General features: G+C 57.7%; 21 protein-coding genes, 4 tRNA genes and 1 pseudogene. 19 read left to right on the forward strand and 7 right to left on the reverse strand.

The features are described 5' to 3' along the window. Window positions 1-255 precede the first annotated feature (255 nt). Entirely contained in the window at window positions 256-774 is a 519-nt protein-coding gene (locus FBY01_RS21960; protein WP_145309541.1) for a cupin domain-containing protein, read from the forward strand. Window positions 775-878: 104 nt separating this feature from the next. Here the strand turns inward: FBY01_RS21960 and FBY01_RS21965 are convergent, their stop codons facing one another. Beyond that, window positions 879-1526, reverse strand: coding sequence for a YceH family protein (locus FBY01_RS21965; RefSeq protein WP_010458677.1), 648 nt, complete (start codon window positions 1524-1526; stop codon window positions 879-881). A gap of 139 nt (window positions 1527-1665) precedes the next feature. Here FBY01_RS21965 and FBY01_RS21970 point away from each other — a divergent pair, with 139 nt between their 5' ends. Further along, window positions 1666-2175 (forward strand): DUF1993 family protein, encoded by a 510-nt coding sequence (locus tag FBY01_RS21970; protein WP_010458678.1) that lies wholly within the window; start codon window positions 1666-1668, stop codon window positions 2173-2175. Between the two features lie 154 nt (window positions 2176-2329). On the opposite strand, the gene sstT is transcribed toward FBY01_RS21970, so the two are convergent. After that, window positions 2330-3562 (reverse strand): serine/threonine transporter SstT, encoded by a 1233-nt coding sequence (gene sstT, locus FBY01_RS21975; protein ID WP_145309543.1) that lies wholly within the window; start codon window positions 3560-3562, stop codon window positions 2330-2332. A gap of 279 nt (window positions 3563-3841) precedes the next feature. Here sstT and FBY01_RS21980 point away from each other — a divergent pair, with 279 nt between their 5' ends. Continuing rightward, a complete protein-coding gene (locus FBY01_RS21980) occupies window positions 3842-4996 on the forward strand; it encodes an MFS transporter (protein WP_145309545.1) in 1155 nt (384 codons plus the stop codon). A gap of 3 nt (window positions 4997-4999) precedes the next feature. On the opposite strand, the gene nhaR is transcribed toward FBY01_RS21980, so the two are convergent. Beyond that, window positions 5000-5899, reverse strand: a complete 900-nt coding sequence (nhaR, locus tag FBY01_RS21985; protein ID WP_010458685.1) for a transcriptional activator NhaR — start codon at window positions 5897-5899, stop codon at window positions 5000-5002. A gap of 135 nt (window positions 5900-6034) precedes the next feature. Here nhaR and FBY01_RS21990 point away from each other — a divergent pair, with 135 nt between their 5' ends. Together FBY01_RS21990 and FBY01_RS21995 are read left to right on the forward strand one after the other, a co-directional pair. Next, window positions 6035-6277, forward strand: coding sequence for a hypothetical protein (locus tag FBY01_RS21990; protein ID WP_102593405.1), 243 nt, complete (start codon window positions 6035-6037; stop codon window positions 6275-6277). 28 nt (window positions 6278-6305) lie between these two features. Then, entirely contained in the window at window positions 6306-7055 is a 750-nt protein-coding gene (locus FBY01_RS21995; RefSeq protein ID WP_010458689.1) for a TerC family protein, read from the forward strand. Between the two features lie 74 nt (window positions 7056-7129). Here the strand turns inward: FBY01_RS21995 and FBY01_RS22000 are convergent, their stop codons facing one another. Beyond that, window positions 7130-7300: a hypothetical protein gene (locus FBY01_RS22000; protein ID WP_178082292.1), complete on the reverse strand. Its 171-nt coding sequence runs from the start codon at window positions 7298-7300 to the stop codon at window positions 7130-7132. A 167-nt stretch (window positions 7301-7467) separates the two neighbouring features. On the opposite strand from FBY01_RS22000, the pseudogene FBY01_RS22005 reads away from it, so the two are divergent. The 3 genes and pseudogenes from FBY01_RS22005 to FBY01_RS22015 all read left to right on the forward strand — a co-directional run bounded on the left by FBY01_RS22005 (window position 7468) and on the right by FBY01_RS22015 (window position 8729). Continuing rightward, window positions 7468-8195, forward strand: a pseudogene (locus tag FBY01_RS22005) (peptidase C39 family protein). 94 nt (window positions 8196-8289) lie between these two features. Continuing rightward, on the forward strand, window positions 8290-8496 hold the full coding sequence (locus tag FBY01_RS22010; RefSeq protein ID WP_010458694.1) for a DUF6021 family protein: 207 nt from the start codon (window positions 8290-8292) through the stop codon (window positions 8494-8496). Window positions 8497-8513: 17 nt separating this feature from the next. Then, window positions 8514-8729: a hypothetical protein gene (locus FBY01_RS22015; RefSeq protein ID WP_010458697.1), complete on the forward strand. Its 216-nt coding sequence runs from the start codon at window positions 8514-8516 to the stop codon at window positions 8727-8729. Between the two features lie 55 nt (window positions 8730-8784). Here FBY01_RS22015 and pbpG read toward each other — a convergent pair whose 3' ends face one another. Both pbpG and folD read right to left on the reverse strand, forming a co-directional pair. After that, the gene (pbpG, locus tag FBY01_RS22020; RefSeq protein ID WP_010458699.1) at window positions 8785-9723 is read right to left on the reverse strand and encodes a D-alanyl-D-alanine endopeptidase; all 939 of its coding nucleotides are present in this window, start codon (window positions 9721-9723) and stop codon (window positions 8785-8787) included. Window positions 9724-9960: 237 nt separating this feature from the next. After that, entirely contained in the window at window positions 9961-10815 is an 855-nt protein-coding gene (gene folD / locus FBY01_RS22025; protein ID WP_145309549.1) for a bifunctional methylenetetrahydrofolate dehydrogenase/methenyltetrahydrofolate cyclohydrolase FolD, read from the reverse strand. Window positions 10816-11090: 275 nt separating this feature from the next. On the opposite strand from folD, the gene FBY01_RS22030 reads away from it, so the two are divergent. The 11 genes from FBY01_RS22030 to FBY01_RS22080 all read left to right on the forward strand — a co-directional run bounded on the left by FBY01_RS22030 (window position 11091) and on the right by FBY01_RS22080 (window position 21556). Beyond that, window positions 11091-11167 (forward strand) — tRNA-Arg (locus FBY01_RS22030). Between the two features lie 32 nt (window positions 11168-11199). Continuing rightward, window positions 11200-11275 (forward strand) — tRNA-His (locus FBY01_RS22035). A gap of 56 nt (window positions 11276-11331) precedes the next feature. Beyond that, window positions 11332-11416, forward strand: a tRNA-Leu gene (locus tag FBY01_RS22040). A 78-nt stretch (window positions 11417-11494) separates the two neighbouring features. Further along, a tRNA-His gene (locus FBY01_RS22045) sits at window positions 11495-11570 on the forward strand. Between the two features lie 400 nt (window positions 11571-11970). Continuing rightward, window positions 11971-13281: a trigger factor gene (tig, locus tag FBY01_RS22050; RefSeq protein WP_010458704.1), complete on the forward strand. Its 1311-nt coding sequence runs from the start codon at window positions 11971-11973 to the stop codon at window positions 13279-13281. 93 nt (window positions 13282-13374) lie between these two features. Then, entirely contained in the window at window positions 13375-14010 is a 636-nt protein-coding gene (gene clpP / locus FBY01_RS22055) for an ATP-dependent Clp endopeptidase proteolytic subunit ClpP (RefSeq protein WP_010458706.1), read from the forward strand. Between the two features lie 112 nt (window positions 14011-14122). Further along, window positions 14123-15406, forward strand: a complete 1284-nt coding sequence (gene clpX, locus FBY01_RS22060; RefSeq protein WP_007946893.1) for an ATP-dependent Clp protease ATP-binding subunit ClpX — start codon at window positions 14123-14125, stop codon at window positions 15404-15406. Window positions 15407-15568: 162 nt separating this feature from the next. Next, a complete protein-coding gene (gene lon, locus FBY01_RS22065; protein ID WP_010458711.1) occupies window positions 15569-17965 on the forward strand; it encodes an endopeptidase La in 2397 nt (798 codons plus the stop codon). A gap of 147 nt (window positions 17966-18112) precedes the next feature. After that, window positions 18113-18385, forward strand: coding sequence for an HU family DNA-binding protein (locus tag FBY01_RS22070; RefSeq protein ID WP_002552737.1), 273 nt, complete (start codon window positions 18113-18115; stop codon window positions 18383-18385). A 233-nt stretch (window positions 18386-18618) separates the two neighbouring features. After that, window positions 18619-20490, forward strand: a complete 1872-nt coding sequence (locus FBY01_RS22075) for a SurA N-terminal domain-containing protein (protein WP_083377196.1) — start codon at window positions 18619-18621, stop codon at window positions 20488-20490. A gap of 229 nt (window positions 20491-20719) precedes the next feature. Next, window positions 20720-21556, forward strand: a complete 837-nt coding sequence (locus FBY01_RS22080; protein ID WP_145309551.1) for a DUF2242 domain-containing protein — start codon at window positions 20720-20722, stop codon at window positions 21554-21556. A gap of 345 nt (window positions 21557-21901) precedes the next feature. Here the strand turns inward: FBY01_RS22080 and FBY01_RS22085 are convergent, their stop codons facing one another. Further along, entirely contained in the window at window positions 21902-22942 is a 1041-nt protein-coding gene (locus FBY01_RS22085; RefSeq protein ID WP_010458719.1) for an AraC family transcriptional regulator, read from the reverse strand. Window positions 22943-22944 lie beyond the last annotated feature (2 nt).

A 22944-nucleotide genomic window follows, 5' to 3' on the forward strand; every position in this document is an offset into this window, starting at 1 on the left:
GGCCAGAGTGATGTTTGCCCTGATGAAAAACCAAACCGAATACAAGCCAAATTCTATGTTTGGGTGTTCCCCCCAAACATAGAATCTCCCACAGTGGATTGGCGTCGTACACATTTTTTGTGTCCGACAGAAAACCCTGTGGGAGCGAGCCTGCTCGCGATGGGCGCAACTCGGTCTCTCAAGTGCATCTGCCGCCTATACTCCCCGCCAGCAAAGACTTGCCGCCCCAACCAACAAACCGTGCCCGAGGTTCCCATGCATCCCCCCATTCTCAACCTGAATCAGGTCGAACTCGAACCGTTGCCCGAAGCCCTGGCGCCCACCGGTGATACCGCTGGCCGCTACCAGCAAAGAATGGCCCGTGTCGGCCAGCAGTTGGGGTCGCAAAAGCTCGGTTATCGGTTATACGTGTTGGAACCAGGCATGCGTGGCAGCCCGTTTCACAGTCATCGGGTCAACGAGGAGATGTTTTACGTCGTGGCCGGGGAAGGGGAGGTGCGCCTCGGTGCCGAACGGTTTCCGATCCGCGCTGGCGACGTGATCGCCTGCCCGCCGGGCGGTCTTGAAGCGGCGCACCAGATCATCAACACCAGCAAGGGCGAACTGCGCTACCTGGCGGTCAGCACCCAGCAATCGCCGGAGATTTGCGAGTACCCGGATTCCGGCAAATACGTGGTGATGGACCACTTCAAGGTCGACGCCGAAGGTAATCCCTCAGGCTTCGTCGCCATCGCCCGGCCGGGCGATGGCGTGGATTACTGGGACGGCGAGTAGCACTCCCTTTAGTAGGCGCGAGGCTTGCCCGCGAAGGCGATTTTCAGTTCGACGATAATGTTGAATCGCTTTCGCGGGCAAGCTCCTACAAATCACAACGTTGGTTATTCGAGGCGCGCCAGGCGCTCTTCGAGTGCGGCAATCCGCGCTTCGAGCTCTTCGATTCGTTCAACCGACACACCGCTACCGGCACTGCGTTCGGCCGGGTTTTGCCGGGCGGCGAGGATGACTTCGATATCCGCCGGATCCCCCAGCGCATGCATATAGCGGTCTTCCCGCTGGCCGGCCTGACGCGGAATCAGCAGTGCCAATCCGCGAGCAATCAGACGTTCCAGTTGATGCACAACCTGCTCGGCATCTTCAAACTCATGCATGCGTGCGCTGCGGGTCAGCAGTTCATTGACCGTCTGCGGACCGCGCAAAAACAACAGCCCCGTCAGAATCACCTGGGCCGGCACCAGTTCCAGCGCCTTGTCGACCTTATGTTCCCAGCGATCGGCACGGCTGCCCATCACCAGTTTGGTAAACCCGCGGCCTTCAAGGGCGCGCAGGCTCTGGCCGACCTGACCCTGAGTGAGGTTCATCACCGGTTCGCGACTGGTTTTCTGGTTGCAGGCAATCACCAGCGCATTGAGGGTCAGCGGATAGGTTTCCGGGCTGGTGGCCTGCTTCTCGATCAACGAGCCCAGGATGCGGATTTCCGTGCTGTTGAGGCGCGGCTCGTCGAAGGTAGTTTCTTGCTCAGTGCTCATCGCGCTTTTCCCTATGCAATCGAAGCATGCAGTCGAAGCCGTCTAGCCTAATCCTTGCTGGATAAAAGACAAGCCGCAGGAGGGGCGGGCATGGCTATAATCGGCCCACGTTTTCCTCCTGTCACCACACGAGACTGTCATGACTATTTCCCTGTATGCCGCTTCCGTTCCTGTTTTCAAACAAATGCTCAACGCCCTGAGCGACGTTCTGAACAAGGCCGAAGCCCACGCCACCGCCAAGAACATCGACCCGAACGCATTCCTGCAAGCCCGCCTGTACCCGGACATGTTCCCGCTGGTGCGTCAGGTGCAGATCGCCGTTGATTTCGCCAAAGGCGTGTCCTCGCGCCTGGCCGAGATCGAAGTGCCGAAGTACGACGACACCGAAACCACCTTCGCTGAACTGCAAGCCCTGATCACCAAGGTTCTGGCCTACATCGGCGAGATCAAGCCAGAGCAGATCGACGGCAAGGAAGGCATCGAGATCGTGACGCGTCCAGGCACGCCGAAAGAGAAGCGCTTCAGTGGCCAGGCTTACCTGCTGACCTACGGCCTGCCGCAGTTCTTCTTCCACGTCACCACCGCTTACGCACTGCTGCGTCACAACGGTGTGGAAGTGGGCAAGCGCGATTACATGGGCGCGTTCTAAACCACCCGCGCACAAAAAAGCCCGCCAAGGTACAAGCCTTGGCGGGCTTTTTTGTGCGCTTGGCGGCTCACGCCAAACCTGTAGGAGCCAGGCCAGGCGAAGGCGTCATTGAGATCGCCTTCGCCGGCAAGCCTGGCTCCTACAAGGGGCGGTGTCAGGCCAGGCGTTCGGCTTTTGCTTCTTCACCCAGGCAAGCCGCGGCGGTGAACAGCACGTCAGTGGAGGAGTTCAGCGCCGTCTCCGCAGAATCCTGCAACACACCAATAATGAAACCCACCGCTACCACCTGCATGGCGATTTCACTCGGAATGCCAAACAGGCTGCACGCCAGCGGGATCAGCAACAACGAACCACCGGCCACGCCCGAAGCACCACACGCACAGATCGCCGCCACCAAACTGAGCAGAATGGCTGTCGGGATATCCACGGCGATGCCCAGGGTATGCACGGCCGCCAGGGTCAGCACGGTGATGGTAATCGCCGCGCCGGCCATGTTGATGGTGGCACCCAGCGGGATCGATACCGAGTAAGTGTCTTCATGCAGGCCCAGGCGCTTGCTCAATTCCAGGTTGACCGGAATGTTCGCCGCCGAGCTGCGGGTAAAGAACGCGGTGATGCCGCTTTCTCGCAAGCACATCAGCACCAGAGGATACGGGTTGCGGCGCAGTTTCCAGAACACGATCAGTGGATTCATCACCAGCGCGACAAACAACATGCAGCCCAGCAGCACGGCCAGCAGATGCACGTAGCCGATCAACGCCCCGAAGCCAGACGTGGCCAAGGTCGACGCGACCAGGCCGAAGATCCCCAGCGGTGCGAAACGAATCACCAGGCGCACGATCAGGGTCACGCCATTGGACAGGTCGCCGAGCACTTCGCGAGTGGTGTCACCGGCATGGCGAATCGCAACGCCCATGCCGATCGCCCAGGCCAGAATGCCGATGAAGTTGGCGTTCATCAGCGCACTGACCGGGTTGTCGACCACACTGAGCAGCAGACTTTGCAGCACTTCGCTGATGCCGCCCGGCGCAGTCACGGCGACGTCATGACTGGACAGCACCAGACTGGACGGGAACATCATGCTGGCAACCACCGCGACAACCGAGGCGGCAAACGTCCCCAGCAAGTACAAAAACAGAATCGGCCGGATGTGGGTTTCCTGGCCGTGCTTATGGTTGGCGATCGACGCCATCACCAGCACGAACACCAGAATCGGCGCGACGGCTTTGAGTGCCGAAACGAAGACCTTGCCGATGAATGCCGTGGATTTCGCCACCTCAGGCGCGATCAGCGCCAGGGCAATCCCGGCGATCAGGCCGATGACGATTTGCGAGACCAGGCTCAAGCGTTTCAAGCGTTGCAATAGCGAAGGGGATGAAGCAGTCATAAAACGGCATCTCTGATTATTAGGTGCGGGGGTGTCGCGACATCAATGCCAGTGAATGGCCGATGAACAAGGTGTACGTATCGCAGGGCGCGGACTTTATCACAGCGTGGTCTTGATCCTTCAGACCTGTGACGATCTGCCGCCCGCACGTTCAACGAGATCGGCAGGTTCGTGCAACCCTGATCGGAAACACTCTGTTAAGATTGCGCATCCTCATTTTCAAGTCATGCCAGTGGGCCTTCGGGTTATCGCTGGTGTCGTCGTTTTCTGGAGTTCTGCATGCTGTTGCCCATCCTTCTGTTGTCGGCCGCCGGTTTTACCGTGCTGACCACGGAATTCGTCATCGTCGGCCTGTTGCCGGCGATTGCCCGAGACCTTGAAGTCAGCATCCCCCAAGCAGGTTTGCTCGTGACCCTGTTCGCCTTTACCGTCGCCGCGTTCGGGCCGTTCCTGACCGCGTATTTCGCCAGGTTCGAGCGGCGCAAGCTGTTCATCTCGGTGCTGATCATGTTCGGCCTGGCCAACACCCTCGCGGCGTTTGCGCCGAACATCTGGGTGATGGCCATCGCCCGCTTGATCCCCGCGTTGGGGTTGCCGGTGTTCTGGGCGCTGGCCAGTGAAACCGCCGTGGACATCGTCGGGCCGGATTACGCCGGGCGGGCAATTGCCAAAATCGGTTTCGGCATTGTCTGTGCCACGGTGTTCGGCATTCCGGTGGGCACGTTGATTTCCGATGCGTTCGGCTGGCGCAGTGCCTTCGGCATTCTGGCGGTGATCGCCTTTGCCAAGGCGTTGCTGCTGTTTATCTACCTGCCGAAAACCGACCTGCATCAGCATCAGGTGAGCTTCCGTTCGCAGTTCAAGATCTTGCGCAGCCCGTTGATGCTGGGCCATGTGCTCCTGTCGATCCTGGTGTTCAGCGGCATGTTTACCGCTTACACCTACCTGGCAGACATCCTTGAGCGCCTCGCCGGTTTCAACGGTACGGTGGTCGGCTGGTGCCTGATGGGCTTCGGCGCGGTCGGTCTGATCGGCAACTCGTTGGGTGGTCGCGCGGTGGATCGTCATCCGTTGATGGCTTCGATGATATTCTGCACGTTCATGATCGCCGGCATGGTGGCGTTGGTACCGAACATTCATTCGCCGCTCGGTCTGGCGGCGGCGATGGGCATCTGGGGCGTGACTCAGGCGGCGTTGTTCCTGGTCAGTCATGTGCGATTGATGAAGGCCGCGCCCGAGGCACCGGCCTTTGCCGCGTCGCTGAACATCGCCGGGGCCAACCTCGGGATCGGCCTGGGTGCGATGGTCGGCGGACGGGTGATCGACAGCGTCGGCCTGGGCGGGCTGGGTTTTGCGGCTGCCGCGTTTATCCTGGTTTCGATTCTCCTGGCCATGGCGCTGATGACCATGAAACCTCGGGAAATCTGCGCCTGACCTTCACAGCTCGGTAAACAGCTCGCGTCGGGCACCTTCGGTAATCGCCACGATGCCGGGGTGCTTGACCTTGCGTTCCACGGAAATGGCGTAGAACGACTCCGTCACAGCGTCGGTCTGGCCAATCAACTCCACGCCGTATTGGCGTTTCACTTCGTCGGCAATCACGCTCGGGCCGATGAAAATCCCGCTGCCCGATTGACCGAAAGCCTGCATCAGCGCGCTGTCATCGAACTCGCCGACAATGCGCGGCTGGATTTGCTGCTCGGCAAACCAGCGCTGCAAGCGACTGCGCACCACGGTTTCCGGCCCGGGAATCAGCAGTGGTGCGCCGTGCAGGCTGCGTGGGAAATCCTGACCGTACTGTGCTGCCAGCTCGGCGGTGGCGAAGAAGCTGATCCCGCATTCACCGAGTTTCTGGCTGTAACCCTTGATGTCCAGGTGCGAGGGCATCGGGCTGTCGGAAATCACCAGGTCCAGCCGCTGGATCGCCAGGTCGGCGAGCAGCCGTTCCAGTTTGTCTTCGCGGCAGGTGATGCGCAGCGGTTCACTCAACTCCATGGTCGGTGCGATCAGGCGATAGACGATGGATTTGGGCACCACATCGGCGACGCCCACCCGAAACAGGATCTGCTGTTCATTGGGTTGCGCCCGCAGCATCAACTCCAGTTCGCCGCCCAGCTGAAACATTTGCTCGGCGTAGGGCAGGGTCTGACGCCCGGCCTCCGTCAGCTCAAGCTGGCGACCGACCCGCCTGAACAGCTCGATGCCATAGGTTTGTTCGAGCAGGGAAATCTGCCCGCTGATGGTCTGGGGCGTCAGGTTCAGCTGCTCGCAGGCGCGCACGATGCTGCCGGTCTTGGCCACCACCCAGAAGTAATGCAATTGCCGATAGTTGAGCATGACGGCCTACAGTTCGTGAAAATCGAAGTATAACCGCTAAAAATACGAATTTTCCTGAAGTGTTTGCCTCCCTAGAATGCCTCGCTATCAACGGGCCATCGTTTCGGCCCGTTTTGTTCTATCGAGGAAAGCATCATGAAGCTTAAAACCACGGCACTGTTGATTGCGTCTTTACTGGTATTGGCCGGTTGCGACCAGGCCGAGAAAAGCGCGCAGCAATTGATGGGCAAGGCTGCCGAAACCGCCAAACAGGCGATCGACGACACCCACAAAGCCGCCGAACAAGCGATCAGTGATGCCACCGGCGGCCTGATCAGCAAGAAAGAACCATCGGCCGAAGACCAGCGCAAAACCGAATCTTCGTCCCAGGAAATCTAAACCGTCTACAACGAGTCAGGACTGACCCATGGAATACCTTTTAGAACTTGCTGCAAGCCCCACCGCCTGGGTCGCCCTGGCCACGTTGATCGTCATGGAGATCGTGCTCGGCATCGATAACCTGATCTTCATCTCGATCCTGACCAACAAGCTGCCCGAGCAGCATCGGCAGAAAGCACGCCGCATCGGTATCGGCATGGCGCTGATTCTGCGACTGGGCCTGCTGAGCACTATCGCGTTCATCGTCCAGTTGACCGAGCCTGTGATCGATATTCTCGGCCATGCGTTCTCCTGGAAGGACATGATCCTGATCGCCGGTGGCCTGTTCCTGTTGTGGAAGGCGACTACCGAGATCCATCACAGCATGGACCCGGCCCCGGATGATCCGATGTCGGCGACCTCGACCGTGACCCTGGGCTTTGCTGCCGCGATCGGTCAGATCCTGATGCTGGACATGGTGTTTTCCATCGACAGCATCATTACCGCTGTGGGCATGACCGAGCATTTGCCGATCATGATCATCGCCGTAGTGGTGTCGGTGCTGGTGATGTTGCTGGCGGCTGATCCTCTGGCTAAGTTCATCAACGACAACCCGACCGTGGTGATGCTGGCGCTGGGCTTCCTGATCATGATCGGTATGACGCTGATCGCTGAAGGTTTCGGGGCTCACGTGCCTAAAGGCTACGTCTATGCGGCCATGGCTTTCTCGGCGACCATCGAGGGCTTGAACATGATGTCGCGTCGGGCCAAGCAGAAGAAAATAGCGGCTGAAGCTTAACCCGCGGAAAAACGAAACGGCCGCCTGCGCTCGAAAGAGCCCAGGCGGCCGTTTTTGTTGGCGAATCCGAAGGATCAGTGCGCGGTCGCGTGGTGGACCGGTGGTTTATCGGTCTTCGCCAAAGGCGCCGATTGAACGGGGTGGTGATGGTGCCGACGGGTAATCCGCAAAACGCCCCACAGCATGGCGGCGGCCACGGCCAGCCAGCCGGAAATCAACATCACGATTGTCATTGTCAGGCTCATCAGTGCCTCCTCTTTGCCCTGCATCGGGCACACACTCTTTGCAAATGACAGTCTAGTCGCTGCTGTGTTTCAGGCTATTGACCAAAGGTCGGCTGTCATCAACCAGTTCGCTCTATCGAATGCACTCAACTGTAGGTTAAGGCTATACCGCCACCGCGTGGCGTCCTATGATCGACGGCCAAGCCGGGAGCGTATTAACTGGCGTCTGAACAAGAGAGTGATGATCGTGCGGGTATTTTCTCGAATTCGAGCGGCGGCGCTGATTGTCGGCTGCGTTGCAGGTTTGGCCGGATGCGCGGGGACTGTGGCGCCGGAGATCAAGCGGTTGCCCGAGCGGGTAGAACTCAGCGGCACGTTCTACCGTGGCCAGGACTATCAGAGCGGACCACAGGTATTGGCCAGCATGCTGGCACAGCAGGGCATCGTGATTACGCCCGGGTTGCTGCAAAAACCCCTGCACTTGCCCGGCGCCGAAGCACAACTGCAACAGAATATGCAAAACCTGGCGCGTGAGTACGGGATGGTGGTGTATCCCCTCGACGCCCATTTGCCGGCGCTGTTGACCCAGGTCGCGGCCGGTTATCCGGTGATGGTGCGCTTCACTGAAGGCTCGGCGCTCTGGGCTGAGCCGCGTTACGCCATTCTCGCCGGATACAATCGCCAGAAGCAGACGGTGTTGCTGCGTGCCGGGATGAATCGCCGGAATTTGATGAGCTTCAGTTCGTTTGAGTCCTCTTTCAAGGATGCCGGCGGCTGGGCCGTATTGATTCAGAAACCCAATCAGATCCCTGCCAACGTTGATCAACAGCGCTGGCTGAAGGCGGCGAGCGATCTTGGCCAGGCCGGTCAGGAACAGGCCGCTGCCCGCGCGAAGAAGGCGTTGACCGCACAATAAGTTTCCGTTCGTCATGTGCCCGGCACTGTCGGGCATGCCTGGCCTCTAAAGGACAAGACCCGGTTTCTCCGGGCCAGATCCTAGGAGGCGCCCCATGGCACATTCCAATACCCCCGACGGCCCGCATTCATCCGAACATTCTTCGGGTGACGAATTGGGATTCGACCCCGATTCGCCGGACCTCGCCGATCCTCAGGTCGATCCCATCGGCCCCGCCAAGGCGCCGAGGGATGTAAAGCCGGGCGACAATCCCAAGGCTCCGGCGAAGCCTTACGACCCACTCGCTGATCTGAAACCCTAACCCTTGGTGAGGTGCGTATGTCTACTGATTCGAGTTTCAACGACAAACGTCCGGACAGTGTTCCAACGACCCCTGAAGAGGGTGTTGATCCGGTGATGGATCCGAACGATCCCTTAAGGGATCCGTTGGCCCGTCCGATGGTGGTCCCGACGGAGCATCCCCATGGCATGAAAGATCCAAGCGCCGGGGATGGCATTCCGGATGACGATCAGATGCCGCTGCCCAACGATTAACGCCAGACGAAAAAAAGCCCCGAATGATCGGGGCTTTGTTTTTTCTGTCGCTGACTTATTTCGAGGCTTCAACCACACCGCTCTGGCGGTGCTTGAGGTTCTTGTCCGACTTGTACTGCAAGGCTACCGACGGCACGTCTGCGCCTTTGCCGGTTTCCACCCAGCTGCGGATGCGGGCGGCATCGGCAAAATGCGTGTACTTGCCGAAGGCGTCGAGAATCACCAGCGCCACCTGGCGATTGCCCATGCTGGTCACCAACACCAGGCAGTGACCGGCTTCGTTGGTGAACCCGGTTTTGGTCAGTTTGATGTCCCAGTTTGGCTTGCGGACCAAATGGTCGGTGTTACGGAAACCCAGGCTGTAGTTGGGTTTGCGGAACGTGACGGTTTTTTCCTTGGTGGTGCTCAACTCGGTCAATAACGGGTATTTGTGTGCGGCGATCAGCAATTTGCTCAGGTCGCGGGCAGTAGAGACGTTACGCGGGGAGAGGCCCGTCGGCTCGACGAAGTGGGTGCTGGTCATGCCCAGCGCCTTTGCCTTGGCGTTCATCGCGGCAATGAATGCGACGTAGCCACCCGGATAGTGATGAGCCAGGCTCGCCGCTGCACGGTTTTCCGAGGACATCAGGGCGATCAGCAGCATTTCCCTGCGCGGCAATTCGCTTTTGAGTTTGACCCGGGAAAACACGCCTTTCATTTCTGGCGTGTCGCTGATGTTGATATTGATGTACTCGTCCATGTTCTGCCTGGCTTCGACCACAACCAGACCGGTCATCAATTTGCTGACCGAGGCGATAGGGACAACCACATCGGGGTTGCTGGCATAGATGACTTTGTTGGTCTGCATATCCAGCAGCAAAGAGCTGCCGGAAGCGAGCTTGAGTTGTTTCGTGTCTCGGGGGGCTGCGGTGGTCTCCGCGGCGCTGGCGATTGGCGTGATGAACGTCCCTGTAAATACAAAAAATAGGCTCAGGATGGAAAGACGGATTTTCACGCTGGCGGACTCATAAGGTGTTGATAAGCCGTTATGTAACGGGTTATTTCGTAAAAAGCGCGACATTCTGGAGTATGGCTGAATAACTGTCGATGGTTGTTCAAGGAGGAGGTGAAAGTCCTTGGAAACGTGAAAAAAAAGTCATTTTCCGGCGGATGGTCGATCTTTCACCCCAGGCAAAAAGAACCCCGCCATTGGCGGGGTTCTTTTGTTCATCGCTTATGTCGAAGCGCGCACTCAGCTGTGCAGTGTTTCTGCCGCGTACAGCGTGTTTTCCAGCAGGCAGGCACGCGTCATCGGGCCGACACCGCCCGGTACCGGCGTGATCCAGCCAGCGCGGGGCAGGGCGGTTTCGTAGATGACGTCACCGACCAGTTTGCCGTCTTCCTGGCGGTTGATGCCGACGTCGATCACGATCGCGCCTTCCTTGATCCACTCACCTTTGACCAGGCCCGGTTTGCCGGCGGCGACGACAACCAGGTCGGCACGGCCGACGTGGCCGGCCAGATCCTTGGTGAAGCGGTGGGTGACGGTCACGGTGCAACCGGCGAGCAGCAATTCCATCGCCATCGGACGGCCAACGATGTTGGAGGCTCCGACGACCACCGCGTCCATCCCGTAAAGGTCGACACCGGTGCTTTCCAGCAAGGTCATGATGCCTTTGGGGGTGCACGGACGCAGCAACGGGATGCGCTGGGCCAGGCGGCCGACGTTATAAGGATGGAAGCCGTCGACGTCTTTATCTGGACGAATGCGCTCCAGCAATTTGGAGGCATCCAGGTGCTCAGGCAAAGGAAGCTGAAGCAGAACGCCGTCAATTGCCGGATCGTCGTTCAGGCGATTGATCAGGTCGGTCAGTGCTTCTTGAGTGGTTTCGGAAGGCAGGTCGTAGGCTTGGGAAATGAAGCCGACCTCTTCACAGTCTTTACGCTTGTGCGAGACATAAACCTGAGAGGCGGGATCGCTGCCGACCAGGATCACCGCGAGGCCCGGGGTGCGCAGGCCTTGCTCGCGACGCTCGGTGACTCGTTTGGCGATCTGCTGGCGCAGGCTGGCGGCGATCGATTTGCCGTCGATTAGTTGTGCAGTCATTGCGCGTGATTAACCATCGAGAGGGGAAAAAAAGAGAACGCATTCTCGCATGTCATGAGGTGAGGGCAAAGGCGCTTGGTCTGCAAATTCCTCTAAGCCCTTTAATTAAATGAATTTTTTATAAAAAGCATTTGACGGCCTTCGGGGCGCTCTATACTATTCGTCGCACTTGTCGGGCACAGCCTAGCACTGGATGAGAAGGTCAAGCGGAATTACGGTTCTGCGAGACTGGAAAGCTCTTAGTTTGTAGTCCTCCAAGAGTACAGATTAATAAGGCGCCCGTAGCTCAGCTGGATAGAGCATCCGCCTTCTAAGCGGATGGTCGCAGGTTCGAGTCCTGCCGGGTGCGCCATTAGGCAGCTTTGGCACAAGTAGCGCGATATGGTGGGCGTAGCTCAGTTGGTAGAGCACGGGATTGTGACTCCCGTTGTCGAGGGTTCGATCCCCTTCGTCCACCCCATATTTCAAAAGGCGCCAGATTAACAGTCTGGCGCCTTTGCTTTAACAGCTTCAAACGCGGATGTGGTGGAATTGGTAGACACACTGGATTTAGGTTCCAGCGCCGCAAGGTGTAAGAGTTCGAGTCTCTTCATCCGCACCAAATAAAGCTTCACTCAAGCCGGTTGGCCTGGTTGGGGCGCAGCAAGGGAGTTGATTGGCTTCTTTGCAAGGCAATATGGTGGGCGTAGCTCAGTTGGTAGAGCACGGGATTGTGACTCCCGTTGTCGAGGGTTCGATCCCCTTCGTCCACCCCATATTTCAAAAGGCGCCAGATTAACAGTCTGGCGCCTTTTTTGTTTTAGCGGTTCGAGTGTCAAGCGGCTGCATGTCCTGGGTCGCAGGGGTGGGGTGTTTCGTCGTATTTATGTTTCTCGATGATGCCGCGCCGCCCGCCGGCTTGCTCGCAAGACCGGCTGTCAGGGAGATGATTGGCAACTTCTTCTATATATAGAAGGATTGGTGCAGAGCCCTGGCGTGACTGGCTGTATTTGCTAACAGGGCGAGGCACAACCGTTTGTCCCCGCCTATAAATTGCCTGCTGCTTTTTTACCCGTTTTCAGTAGGGTGACTTCTTGAGTTTGACCCACTAGAATGCATGCCCTTGATTCTGGGGTCGGAAACGGCCGGCTAACGTCTGTGCAACGAGGAATATCCATGCAAGTTTCTGTTGAAAATACTTCTGCTCTTGAGCGCCGCATGAGCATCACCGTGCCGGCTGAGCGCATCGAGACTCAGGTCAACAAGCGTCTGCAGCAGACTGCCCAAAAGGCCAAGATTGCTGGCTTCCGTCCAGGCAAAGTGCCAATGAGCGAAATCAAGCGCCGTTTCGGTGCTGATGCGCGTCAGGAAGCTGTAGGCGACGTGATCCAGTCTTCGTTCTACGAAGCTGTTGTCGAGCAAAAGCTGAACCCGGCTGGCGCTCCTTCGATCGAGCCTAAATCGATGGAAGCTGGCAAAGATCTGGAATACGTTGCAGTTTTCGAAGTGTTCCCTGAGTTCACCGTTGCTGGCTTCGACGGCATCACCGTAGAGCGCCTGAGCGCTGACGTGGCTGACGCCGATCTGGACAAGATGCTGGACGTGCTGCGCAAGCAGAACACCCGTTTCGAAGTGGCTGAGCGCGCCGCTCAGAACGAAGACCAACTGAACATCGATTTCGTTGGCAAGGTTGACGGTGAAGTGTTCGCTGGCGGTTCTGCCAAGGGTACTCAGCTGGTGCTGGGTTCCGGCCGCATGATCCCTGGTTTCGAAGACGGCCTGGTCGGCGCTAAAGCCGGCGAAGAGCGCGTGCTGAACCTGACCTTCCCAGAGGACTATCAGAACCTCGACCTGGCTGGTAAAACCGCTGAGTTCACCGTGACCGTGAACACTGTTTCCGAGCCGAAACTGCCAGAACTGAACGAAGAATTCTTCGCTCAATTCGGCATCAAGGAAACGGGCCTGGAAGGCTTCCGCACCGAAGTTCGCAAGAACATGGAGCGTGAACTGCGTCAGGCGATCAAATCCAAGGTCAAGAATCAGGTAATGGACGGTCTGCTGGCCACCAACCCGATCGAAGTGCCTAAGGCGCTGCTGTCCAACGAAGTTGACCGTCTGCGCGTGCAGGCTGTTCAGCAGTTCGGCGGCAACATCAAGCCTGACCAACTGCCGGCCGAGCTGTTCGAAGAACAAGCCAAGCGCCGTGTTGTTCTGGGTCTGATCGTGGCTGAAGTGGTCAAGCAATTCGACCTCAAGCCTGACGAAGCCCGCGTTCGTGAAATGATTCAGGAAATGGCTTCGGCCTACCAAGAGCCTGAGCAGGTTGTGTCCTGGTACTACAAGAACGACCAGCAACTGAACGAAGTTCGTTCGGTTGTGCTGGAAGAACAAGTTGTGGATACTGTTCTGCAGAAAGCTAGCGTGACCGACAAATCGGTCTCTTACGAAGAAGCAGTCAAGCCGGTAGAAGCTCCACAAGCCGACTGATCGTTTTTGCGGTAAGAAGCACACACCATAAGCCAGCCTTCGTGCTGGCTTATGCGTATTCAAGACATAACTATTTGGGAGTGACTGCAGAGCATGTTCCGTAATTCGTATATTCAGCAGAACTCTGATATCCAGGCCGCTGGCGGCCTGGTCCCGATGGTTGTCGAGCAGTCTGCTCGTGGCGAGCGCGCCTATGACATCTACTCGCGCCTTCTCAAGGAACGAGTGATTTTTCTGGTTGGCCCGGTAGAGGACTACATGGCCAACCTGATTTGTGCGCAATTGCTGTTCCTTGAAGCGGAAAACCCGGACAAGGACATCCATCTCTATATCAACTCCCCGGGCGGTTCGGTGACAGCGGGCATGTCGATCTATGACACCATGCAGTTCATCAAACCCAATGTATCGACCACCTGTATTGGTCAGGCCTGCAGCATGGGCGCCTTCCTTTTGACGGCCGGTGCCGCCGGCAAGCGTTATTGCCTGCCGAATTCGCGCGTGATGATTCACCAGCCACTGGGCGGTTTCCAAGGCCAGGCTTCGGATATCGAAATCCATGCCAAGGAAATTCTCTTCATTCGTGAGCGTCTCAACACGCTGATGGCCAAGCACAGCGGCCACACACTTGAAGAAATCGAGCGCGATACCAACCGCGATAACTTCATGAGTGCAGAAGCCGCGCGTGAGTACGGGTTGATCGATGAAGTGATCAACCAGCGCCCCGCTTAAATTAAGCAGCTCAAAATAGGGTGGGTCGGCTGGTCCGATCACCGGCGGGCTTGAAAAAGCCCGCAATAGCCTTCATCTTGTGTTGCAAGCCTATCGGATTTGGATCGAACGAATGACTGACACCCGCAACGGCGAGGACAACGGCAAGCTGCTCTATTGCTCCTTCTGTGGCAAAAGCCAGCATGAAGTACGCAAATTGATTGCCGGCCCCTCGGTCTTTATCTGCGACGAGTGCGTCGACCTGTGCAATGACATCATCCGAGAGGAGGTGCAGGAAGCCCAGGCCGAAAGCAGCGCGCATAAATTGCCTTCGCCTAAAGAAATCAGCGGCATCCTTGATCAGTACGTGATTGGTCAGGAGCGTGCGAAAAAGGTTCTGGCCGTAGCGGTGTACAACCACTACAAGCGTCTGAACCAGCGCGACAAAAAGAATGACGACGTCGAACTTGGCAAAAGCAACATCTTGCTGATCGGCCCGACAGGCTCGGGTAAAACCCTGCTTGCCGAAACACTGGCCCGCTTGCTGAACGTTCCGTTCACCATCGCCGATGCAACCACCCTCACCGAGGCGGGTTACGTGGGTGAAGATGTCGAGAACATCATTCAGAAGCTGTTGCAGAAGTGCGATTACGACGTGGAAAAAGCCCAGATGGGCATTGTCTACATCGACGAGATCGACAAGATCTCGCGCAAGTCTGACAACCCGTCGATCACCCGGGACGTTTCCGGTGAAGGCGTGCAGCAGGCCCTGCTCAAGTTGATCGAAGGCACGGTCGCTTCCGTTCCGCCGCAAGGTGGTCGCAAGCATCCGCAGCAGGAATTCCTTCAGGTCGACACCCGTAACATCCTGTTCATCTGCGGTGGTGCGTTCTCCGGTCTGGAAAAGGTTATTCAAAACCGTTCCACCAAGGGCGGCATCGGTTTCAACGCGGAAGTTCGCAGCAAGGAAGAAGGCAAGAAGGTGGGTGAATCCCTGCGTGAAGTCGAGCCTGACGATCTGGTCAAGTTCGGTCTGATCCCGGAGTTCGTCGGTCGTCTGCCGGTCCTTGCCACGCTGGACGAGCTTGATGAAGCTGCGTTAATGCAGATTCTCACCGAGCCGAAAAATGCTTTGACCAAGCAGTATGCCAAGCTGTTCGAGATGGAAGGTGTAGACCTGGAATTCCGGGCCGACGCACTGAAATCGGTCGCCAAACGTGCTCTGGAACGCAAGACCGGTGCCCGTGGACTGCGTTCGATTCTCGAAGGTGTATTGCTCGACACGATGTATGAAATCCCCTCGCAGTCCGAGGTAAGTAAAGTAGTGATCGACGAAAGCGTTATAGAAGGCAAGTCCAAGCCACTGTATATCTACGAAAACAGTGAGCCGGCTGCCAAGGCTGCGCCAGACGCTTAAGCGTCCGGCAGCTGGAACAAAGAAGGGGCCTTCGGGCCCCTTTTCTTTTAAAGCGTTTTTAACACCCTCTTTGCGCTTGTTTTTTTTCAAAGCAGCCCCCATCTTGGTTTCAAGCTTACTTCCATCTGTTTACGGCCATATGGCCGCCGTAGAGGCGAAATCATGAAGACAACCATCGAATTGCCTCTCCTGCCATTGCGTGATGTTGTGGTTTATCCGCACATGGTTATCCCGCTGTTCGTGGGGCGCGAGAAATCCATCGAAGCCCTCGAGGCTGCGATGACGGGCGACAAGCAGATTCTTCTGCTGGCTCAGAGAAACCCTGCTGACGACGATCCCGGTGAAGATGCACTTTATCGCGTAGGCACCATTGCGACCGTTCTGCAGCTGCTCAAGCTGCCTGACGGCACGGTCAAGGTTCTGGTCGAAGGCGAGCAGCGGGGCGCCGTGGAGCGCTTCAGCGAAGTGGACGGCCACTGCCGTGCCGAAGTCTCGCTGATCGACGAAGTCGACGCGCCTGAGCGCGAGTCGGAAGTGTTCGTCCGCAGCCTTTTGGCTCAGTTCGAACAATATGTGCAGTTGGGCAAGAAAGTCCCGGCTGAAGTCCTCTCGTCGCTCAACAGCATCGACGAGCCAGGTCGCCTGGTCGACACCATGGCCGCTCACATGGCCCTGAAGATCGAGCAGAAGCAGGAAATCCTCGAAATCATCGATTTGTCGGCCCGGGTCGAGCACGTTCTGGCGTTGCTGGATGCTGAGATCGACCTGCTGCAAGTCGAAAAACGCATTCGCGGTCGCGTCAAGAAACAAATGGAGCGCAGCCAGCGCGAGTACTACCTGAATGAGCAGATGAAGGCCATTCAGAAAGAGCTCGGCGACAGCGACGAAGGCCACAACGAAATCGAAGAGCTGAAAAAGCGCATCGATGCCGCGGGCCTGCCCAAAGATGCCTTGGCCAAGGCCCAGGGTGAACTGAACAAGTTGAAACAAATGTCGCCAATGTCCGCGGAAGCGACCGTGGTGCGTTCGTACATCGACTGGCTGGTTCAGGTGCCGTGGAAGGCCCAGAGCAAAGTGCGCCTGGACCTTGCGCGCGCAGAAGACATTCTTGATGCAGACCACTACGGTCTGGAAGAAGTCAAAGAGCGGATCCTCGAATACCTCGCCGTGCAAAAGCGCGTGAAGAAAATTCGTGGTCCGGTGTTGTGCCTGGTCGGTCCTCCAGGGGTGGGTAAAACCTCTCTGGCAGAGTCGATCGCTCACGCCACCAACCGCAAATTTGTCCGTATGGCCCTCGGTGGCGTGCGTGACGAAGCGGAAATTCGTGGTCATCGCCGGACTTACATCGGTTCGATGCCAGGAAGATTGATTCAAAAGATGACGAAGGTGGGCGTCCGCAACCCGCTGTTCCTGCTCGATGAAATCGATAAAATGGGCAGCGACATGCGTGGCGATCCGGCGTCGGCGTTGCTGGAAGTGCTCGATCCGGAGCAGAACCACAACTTCAACGATCACTATCTGGAAGTCGACTACGACTTGTCCGATGTGATGTTCCTGTGCACCTCGAATTCCATGAATATTCCGCCGGCGCTGCTCGACCGGATGGAAGTGATTCGTCTGCCTGGCTACACCGAAGACGAAAAGATCAACATCGCCGTCAAATACCTCTCGCCCAAGCAGATTACTGCCAACGGCTTGAAGAAAGGCGAGCTGGAATTCGACGCCGAAGCGATCCGCGACATCATCCGCTACTACACCCGCGAAGCCGGTGTGCGTGGGCTGGAACGCCAGATTGCGAAGGTTTGCCGCAAGGCGGTCAAAGAGCACGCACTGGAAAAACGCTTCTCGGTGAAGGTCACTGCCGAGATGCTGGAACACTTCCTGGGTGTGCGCAAATTCCGCTACGGTCTGGCTGAGTCGCAGGATCAGATCGGTCAGGTCACCGGTCTGGCATGGACTCAGGTCGGTGGTGAATTGCTGACCATCGAAGCTGCTGTCGTGCCGGGTAAAGGCCAGCTGATCAAGACCGGTTCGCTGGGCGATGTGATGGTCGAATCGATCACGGCCGCGCTGACCGTTGTGCGCAGCCGTGCGAAGAGCCTGGGGATTCCCCTGGACTTCCACGAGAAGCGCGACACGCACATCCACATGCCGGAAGGGGCGACCCCGAAAGACGGCCCTAGCGCCGGCGTAGGCATGTGCACGGCCCTGGTGTCGGCATTGACCGGGATTCCAGTACGTGCGGATGTTGCCATGACAGGCGAAATCACCTTGCGTGGCCAGGTGTTGGCGATTGGCGGATTGAAGGAAAAGCTGCTGGCTGCTCACCGTGGCGGGATCAAGACCGTGATCATTCCTGAAGAGAACGTGCGCGATCTGAAGGAAATTCCTGACAATATCAAGCAAGATCTGCAGATTAAACCGGTTAAATGGATTGACGAGGTCCTGCAAATTGCGCTGCAATACGCGCCGGAGCCGCTGCCAGATGTGGTTCCAGAGATAGTTGCAAAGGATGAAAAACGCGAGTCTGACTCTAAGGAAAGAATTAGCACGCATTAGTACGCATTTGCCTGAGTGGCTTGTTGACAGCTTTTTAGAGCCCTTGTTATAAAGCGGCTCTTAAGTGTCTGTAGGCCATTCAGCACTCGTTTTTGCTTTCACCAAAAAACTTAGAATCATACTCAAATAGATATAAGGGGACTTAGAGTGAACAAGTCGGAACTGATTGATGCTATCGCTGCATCCGCTGATATCCCGAAAGCTGCTGCTGGCCGTGCGCTGGACGCTGTAATCGAATCCGTCACTGGCGCTCTCAAGGCTGGCGACTCTGTTGTTCTGGTTGGTTTCGGTACCTTCTCCGTTACCGATCGTCCAGCTCGCATTGGTCGTAACCCACAGACCGGTAAGACGCTGGAAATCGCAGCAGCCAAAAAACCAGGTTTCAAAGCCGGTAAAGCACTGAAAGAAGCTGTCAACTAAGTTCGTTTCAGGTTTTTGCCTATCCGGGTCGGGGTCATGCCTGACCTGGCAGCGGAGCGGTAGTCCAGTCGGCAAGTTGCCGGTCCGAGACGCCGAGGGTCGCAAGTTCGAACCCTTGGTCCGCTCCGCCAGTTACGAGAAGGCGCATCCTCGGATGCGCCTTTCTTCTATCCGGATTCTACCCACGCTCCACGGTTGCCTAATTTTGAAGTTCAACCGTTTCTGGGGGACGCATGCTGCAGAATATCAGGGACAATTCACAAGGCTGGATTGCCAAGACCATTATCGGGGTCATCGTTGCACTGATGGCTTTGACCGGTTTCGACGCCATTTTTCAGGCCACCACCAGTCGTAATGATGCGGCCAAGGTTAACGGCGAAGAAATCAGCCAGAACGAGCTGAGCCAGGCGGTCGATATGCAACGCCGTCAGCTGATGCAACAGCTGGGCAAGGATTTCGACGCTTCCTTGCTCGACGAAAAAATGCTGCGCGAATCGGCTCTCAAAGGCTTGATCGACCGCAAACTGCTGCTGCAAGGCGCAGAAGAATCGAAATTCGCTTTCTCCGAAGCGGCCTTGGACCAAGTGATCCTGCAAACACCTGAGTTCCAGGTGGATGGCAAGTTCAGTGCTGAGCGCTTCGATCAGGTGATTCGTCAACTGGGCTACAGCCGCATGCAATTCCGCCAGATGCTGGCTCAGGAAATGCTGATCGGTCAGCTGCGCGCTGGCCTGGCGGGTAGCGGTTTCGTCACCGACGCACAGGTTCTGGCCTTCGCCCGTCTGGAAAAACAGACCCGCGATTTCGCTTCCCTGAACGTCAAGGTTGACCCGGCAGCGGTGAAGCTGACCGACGATGAGGTCAAGGCCTACTACGACGAACATGCCAAGGAATTCATGACGCCGGATCAGGTTGTCATCGATTACCTGGAATTGAAGAAGTCTTCCTTCTTCGATCAGGTCAGCGTCAAGGACGAAGACCTGCAAGCGGCGTATCAGAAAGAAATCGCGAACCTGTCCGAGCAACGCCGGGCTGCGCACATTCTGATCGAAGTGAACGATAAAGTGACCGAGGCGCAAGCCAAGGCCAAGATCGAAGACATTCAGGCGCGTCTGGCCAAAGGCGAGAAATTCGAGGCGCTGGCCAAGGAATTCTCCCAGGACCCGGGTTCGGCGAACAACGGCGGTGACCTGGGCTACGCAGGCCCTGGTGTATACGACCCTGCATTTGAAACCGCGCTGTATGCGTTGGCCAAGGATCAAGTGTCGGCACCGATTCGCACTGACTTCGGTTTCCACCTGATCAAACTGTTGGGCGTTGAAGCACCGGAAGTGCCGACGCTGGCCAGCCTGAAAGACAAGCTGACCCGTGAGCTGAAAACCCAGCAGGTCGAGCAGCGTTTTGTCGAGGCGACCAAGCAACTGGAAGACTCTTCGTTCGAGTCCTCCGATCTGGCCCAGCCGGCGCAAGACCTGAAGCTGACTGTCCACACCTCCAAGCCGTTTGGCCGCGAGGGTGGCGAAGGTGTGGCGGCTAACCGTGCCGTGATCACCGCGGCGTTCAGTCCTGAAGTGCTGGATGAAGGTGCCAACAGCACCGCCATCGAGCTGGACCCGGAAACCGTGATCGTGCTGCGCGCCAAGGAACACTTGAAGCCTGCGCAACTGCCGCTGGAAAGCGTCAATGCCAGCATTCGTGCGCAGTTGGCCAAGGAGCACGCCAGTGCTGCCGCCAAGACCAAGGCTGATGAGTTGATCGCCAGCCTGCGCGATGGCAAGACTCCGCTGGACAAGGCGATTGACGGTCAGAACTGGAAAGTGACTGAAGCGGCAACTCGCGCTCAGGAAGGGATTGACCCAACCGTGCTGCAAGCGCTGTTCCGCATGCCAAAACCTGTCGCCAAGGACAAGCCGACCTACAGCAGCGTGACCCTGACGGATGGTAGTCTCGTGATCGTGCGCCTGAACGGCGTGAACGAAGCCGCCGCGCCGACCGAAGAAGAGAAGGCCCAATACCGTCGCTTCCTCGCCTCGCGCATTGGCCAGCAGGACTTTGCGGCCTACCGCAAACAGCTGGAAAGCCAGGCCGAGATCAAGCGTTTCTGATGCTTGACTGAGTTGCCCGTTCCATAAAGACCCCGGCCGAAAGGCCGGGGTTTTTTATGTGTGCGATCCAGGCCGCGACTTCCGAGGGGCCCTTCGGTCACTCAGACGGGACTTTTTCCCATAGCTGACAGTCAGTAGCCTTGTAAATGTTTTAAGACACTAATCGATGCTCCGCTAAGCATCGATCTGTTGCACAATACGCCCCGGACCGTTTCCCTCAGGATGTTCAATGTTTAAATCAATTCCCATGCGTGTTGCCGGGCTGGCGTTGTTGCTGGCCGCCGCTGCCGGCTGCTCGTCGAAGAAAGCCCCCATCTACGAGCATGAGAACTTCGATGACTCCGGGACGTTTTCGCGCAATTACCCGGTGACGGATGCGCAGACCTGCGAAGCCGCCCGTCGGGCGTTGCTGAGCCAGGGCTATATCATCACCAGCGCCGACCCGAAGCTGGTCAGCGGACACAAAAGCTTCCAGCAGACCGGCGAGACCCACATGGAGATCAGCTTCAGTGTGGTGTGTGCCGATGATGGCAGTGAGGGCCATCATGCGACCATGTTCGCCAACGCCCTGCAGGACCGTTATGCGCTGAAGAAAACCAATAACTCGGCCAGTGTGGGCGTGGGTGTGTTGGGTTCGGTGTCGATGCCGATCGGTTCCTCCGACGATTCGATGGTCAAGGTTGCCAGCGAAACCGTCTCGTCGGCCAAGTTCTACGAGCGTTTCTTTGCGCTGGTGGAGTTGTTCCTGCCGCCGGAAGCGAAAAAGGCTGCACACATCCCCGAGAAACCCAAGACCGACCTGGGCATGCCGGAAGCCAAGGCTGCTCCGGCGCCTTTGGCCCCAACGCCGGCCCCTGCTGCGGAGCCTGCGCCAGCGCCTGCAGTTGAACCTGCTCCAGCCCCCGCGGCCTCGGAACCCGTCGCACCACCGCCTGAAACAGCGCCGATCACCCCGGTTGAAAACCCGGAGCCGGTTCCGTCCCCGGAAACCGTTACGCCACCGCCGCAATCCAGCCTGCCGCCACCGAGCGAGCCTATTTCGGCCATGCCGGCTGCCAGCCAGTAATCGATGTACATTTCGGGATCGTGTCAGATGGCACCGTTCCCGAAATGGCTGTTAGTTTGATCCGCGTCAACCAGGCTGCAGTCCTACAGCCTTTATCGAAAAAATCCTGTGATAAATTCCTGACCGCCTGCTACGTTTTATAAGTAGCCGCTGAGCGGTGCGCCCGCGTCATTTTTCTTTCACGCGGGCACTTTATGCTCGGGGCGTTGGTCATTTATTCAGGCATTTTTAAACGAGCGGTAGGGGGATTTCACAATGGACGATTATCAAGAAGAGCTGCTCGAGTATCAGGCATTTGAACTGGACCCATTGGAGCCAGCGGAAGACGCTACAGAGCTTTAAGCATCACGCGGATTGGCGATGGCTGCGGCGAAACTCGCCGGGTGTCTGGCCGTTCCAGCGTTTGAAGGCGCGTTGGAAAGCTTCGGCTGAGGCAAAACCCAGCAGGTAGGCGATTTCACCGAACGCCAGTTCCGTGTCGCGAATGTAGGTCATGGCCAGGTCGCGGCGCGTGTCATTGAGAATGGCGCGAAATTGCGTGCCTTCCTCGGCGAGTTTGCGACGCAAGGTCCAGGTCGGCAGCTTCAGACGTGCCGCCACTTCTTCCAGGTCGGGTTCCCGGCCACCATTGAGCAATGGCCCCAGCAACTGAGTGATGCGTTCACGCAGGCTGCGGGTGCGTGTCAGTTGCTCCAGTTCCCGCTCACAGAGTTGCAGCAAGTGTCGCCAGGTACTCGGGCAGTGCTCCGGGTTGCGCTGGGCGAGGCTGGCCAGGCTCAGGCGCAGTTGATTCTGTTCGGCGCCGAACTGAATCGGACAATCGCCCAGCGCGGCATATGCTTCACGATAATCCGGTTCGGCAAACTCAATCTCGATCCGTTCGGCGCGAAGCGGGGCAGGGCTCACGCTGGACAATTGCTGCAACCACCCGGCGATGATCGAATCCACCACGAAGCGGTTGTAGGCGTTGTAGGGACTGATGGAATAGAACCGCAGCCACGCGCCCTGAGCGTCTTCATGAAAGCTCGATTGACCACGGTAGTTGGAGCCATACAGGGCTTCAAAACGAATCAGGCAGCGCGCCGCTTCGCGAACCGTCGGCGCCTGGGCGGCGGTGACTCCGGCCAGGCCGGCCTGACTCAGACGACTGAGCTGGCCCATGCGCAAACCCAGCGCCGGGTTATCGGTCAGTTGAATGGCTCCGTGGCCCAGGCGCATGTAGCGCGGGATCGACAGCCGGGCCCCCGCTTCGGCCAGGCGCGCGGCATCGAGGCCGTATTGCTCAAGCAACGGTTGCGGGTCCACACCGTGACTGCGCACGGCGTCGGCCAGGCTGTGAACAAAGCCCACCGACAGATCCCCAAGGCGCATCGGCAGCGGTTTCATGG

The sequence above is a fragment of the Pseudomonas sp. SJZ077 genome, assembly GCF_007993905.1.
Taxonomy (GTDB): Bacteria; Pseudomonadota; Gammaproteobacteria; order Pseudomonadales; family Pseudomonadaceae; genus Aquipseudomonas; species Aquipseudomonas mandelii.

What these genes read in the sequence shown, in the direction of transcription:
- FBY01_RS21960 (WP_145309541.1), top strand. Translation starts at nt 256, where the DNA reads ATGCATCCCCCCATTCTCAACCTGAATCAGGTCGAACTCGAACCGTTG.
- FBY01_RS21965 (WP_010458677.1), bottom strand. Translation starts at nt 1,526, where the DNA reads ATGAGCACTGAGCAAGAAACTACCTTCGACGAGCCGCGCCTCAACAGC.
- FBY01_RS21970 (WP_010458678.1), top strand. Translation starts at nt 1,666, where the DNA reads ATGACTATTTCCCTGTATGCCGCTTCCGTTCCTGTTTTCAAACAAATG.
- sstT (WP_145309543.1), bottom strand. Translation starts at nt 3,562, where the DNA reads ATGACTGCTTCATCCCCTTCGCTATTGCAACGCTTGAAACGCTTGAGC.
- FBY01_RS21980 (WP_145309545.1), top strand. Translation starts at nt 3,842, where the DNA reads ATGCTGTTGCCCATCCTTCTGTTGTCGGCCGCCGGTTTTACCGTGCTG.
- nhaR (WP_010458685.1), bottom strand. Translation starts at nt 5,899, where the DNA reads ATGCTCAACTATCGGCAATTGCATTACTTCTGGGTGGTGGCCAAGACC.
- FBY01_RS21990 (WP_102593405.1), top strand. Translation starts at nt 6,035, where the DNA reads ATGAAGCTTAAAACCACGGCACTGTTGATTGCGTCTTTACTGGTATTG.
- FBY01_RS21995 (WP_010458689.1), top strand. Translation starts at nt 6,306, where the DNA reads ATGGAATACCTTTTAGAACTTGCTGCAAGCCCCACCGCCTGGGTCGCC.
- FBY01_RS22000 (WP_178082292.1), bottom strand. Translation starts at nt 7,300, where the DNA reads ATGAGCCTGACAATGACAATCGTGATGTTGATTTCCGGCTGGCTGGCC.
- FBY01_RS22010 (WP_010458694.1), top strand. Translation starts at nt 8,290, where the DNA reads ATGGCACATTCCAATACCCCCGACGGCCCGCATTCATCCGAACATTCT.
- FBY01_RS22015 (WP_010458697.1), top strand. Translation starts at nt 8,514, where the DNA reads ATGTCTACTGATTCGAGTTTCAACGACAAACGTCCGGACAGTGTTCCA.
- folD (WP_145309549.1), bottom strand. Translation starts at nt 10,815, where the DNA reads ATGACTGCACAACTAATCGACGGCAAATCGATCGCCGCCAGCCTGCGC.
- tig (WP_010458704.1), top strand. Translation starts at nt 11,971, where the DNA reads ATGCAAGTTTCTGTTGAAAATACTTCTGCTCTTGAGCGCCGCATGAGC.
- clpP (WP_010458706.1), top strand. Translation starts at nt 13,375, where the DNA reads ATGTTCCGTAATTCGTATATTCAGCAGAACTCTGATATCCAGGCCGCT.
- clpX (WP_007946893.1), top strand. Translation starts at nt 14,123, where the DNA reads ATGACTGACACCCGCAACGGCGAGGACAACGGCAAGCTGCTCTATTGC.
- lon (WP_010458711.1), top strand. Translation starts at nt 15,569, where the DNA reads ATGAAGACAACCATCGAATTGCCTCTCCTGCCATTGCGTGATGTTGTG.
- FBY01_RS22075 (WP_083377196.1), top strand. Translation starts at nt 18,619, where the DNA reads ATGCTGCAGAATATCAGGGACAATTCACAAGGCTGGATTGCCAAGACC.
- FBY01_RS22080 (WP_145309551.1), top strand. Translation starts at nt 20,720, where the DNA reads ATGTTTAAATCAATTCCCATGCGTGTTGCCGGGCTGGCGTTGTTGCTG.
- FBY01_RS22085 (WP_010458719.1), bottom strand. Translation starts at nt 22,942, where the DNA reads ATGAAACCGCTGCCGATGCGCCTTGGGGATCTGTCGGTGGGCTTTGTT.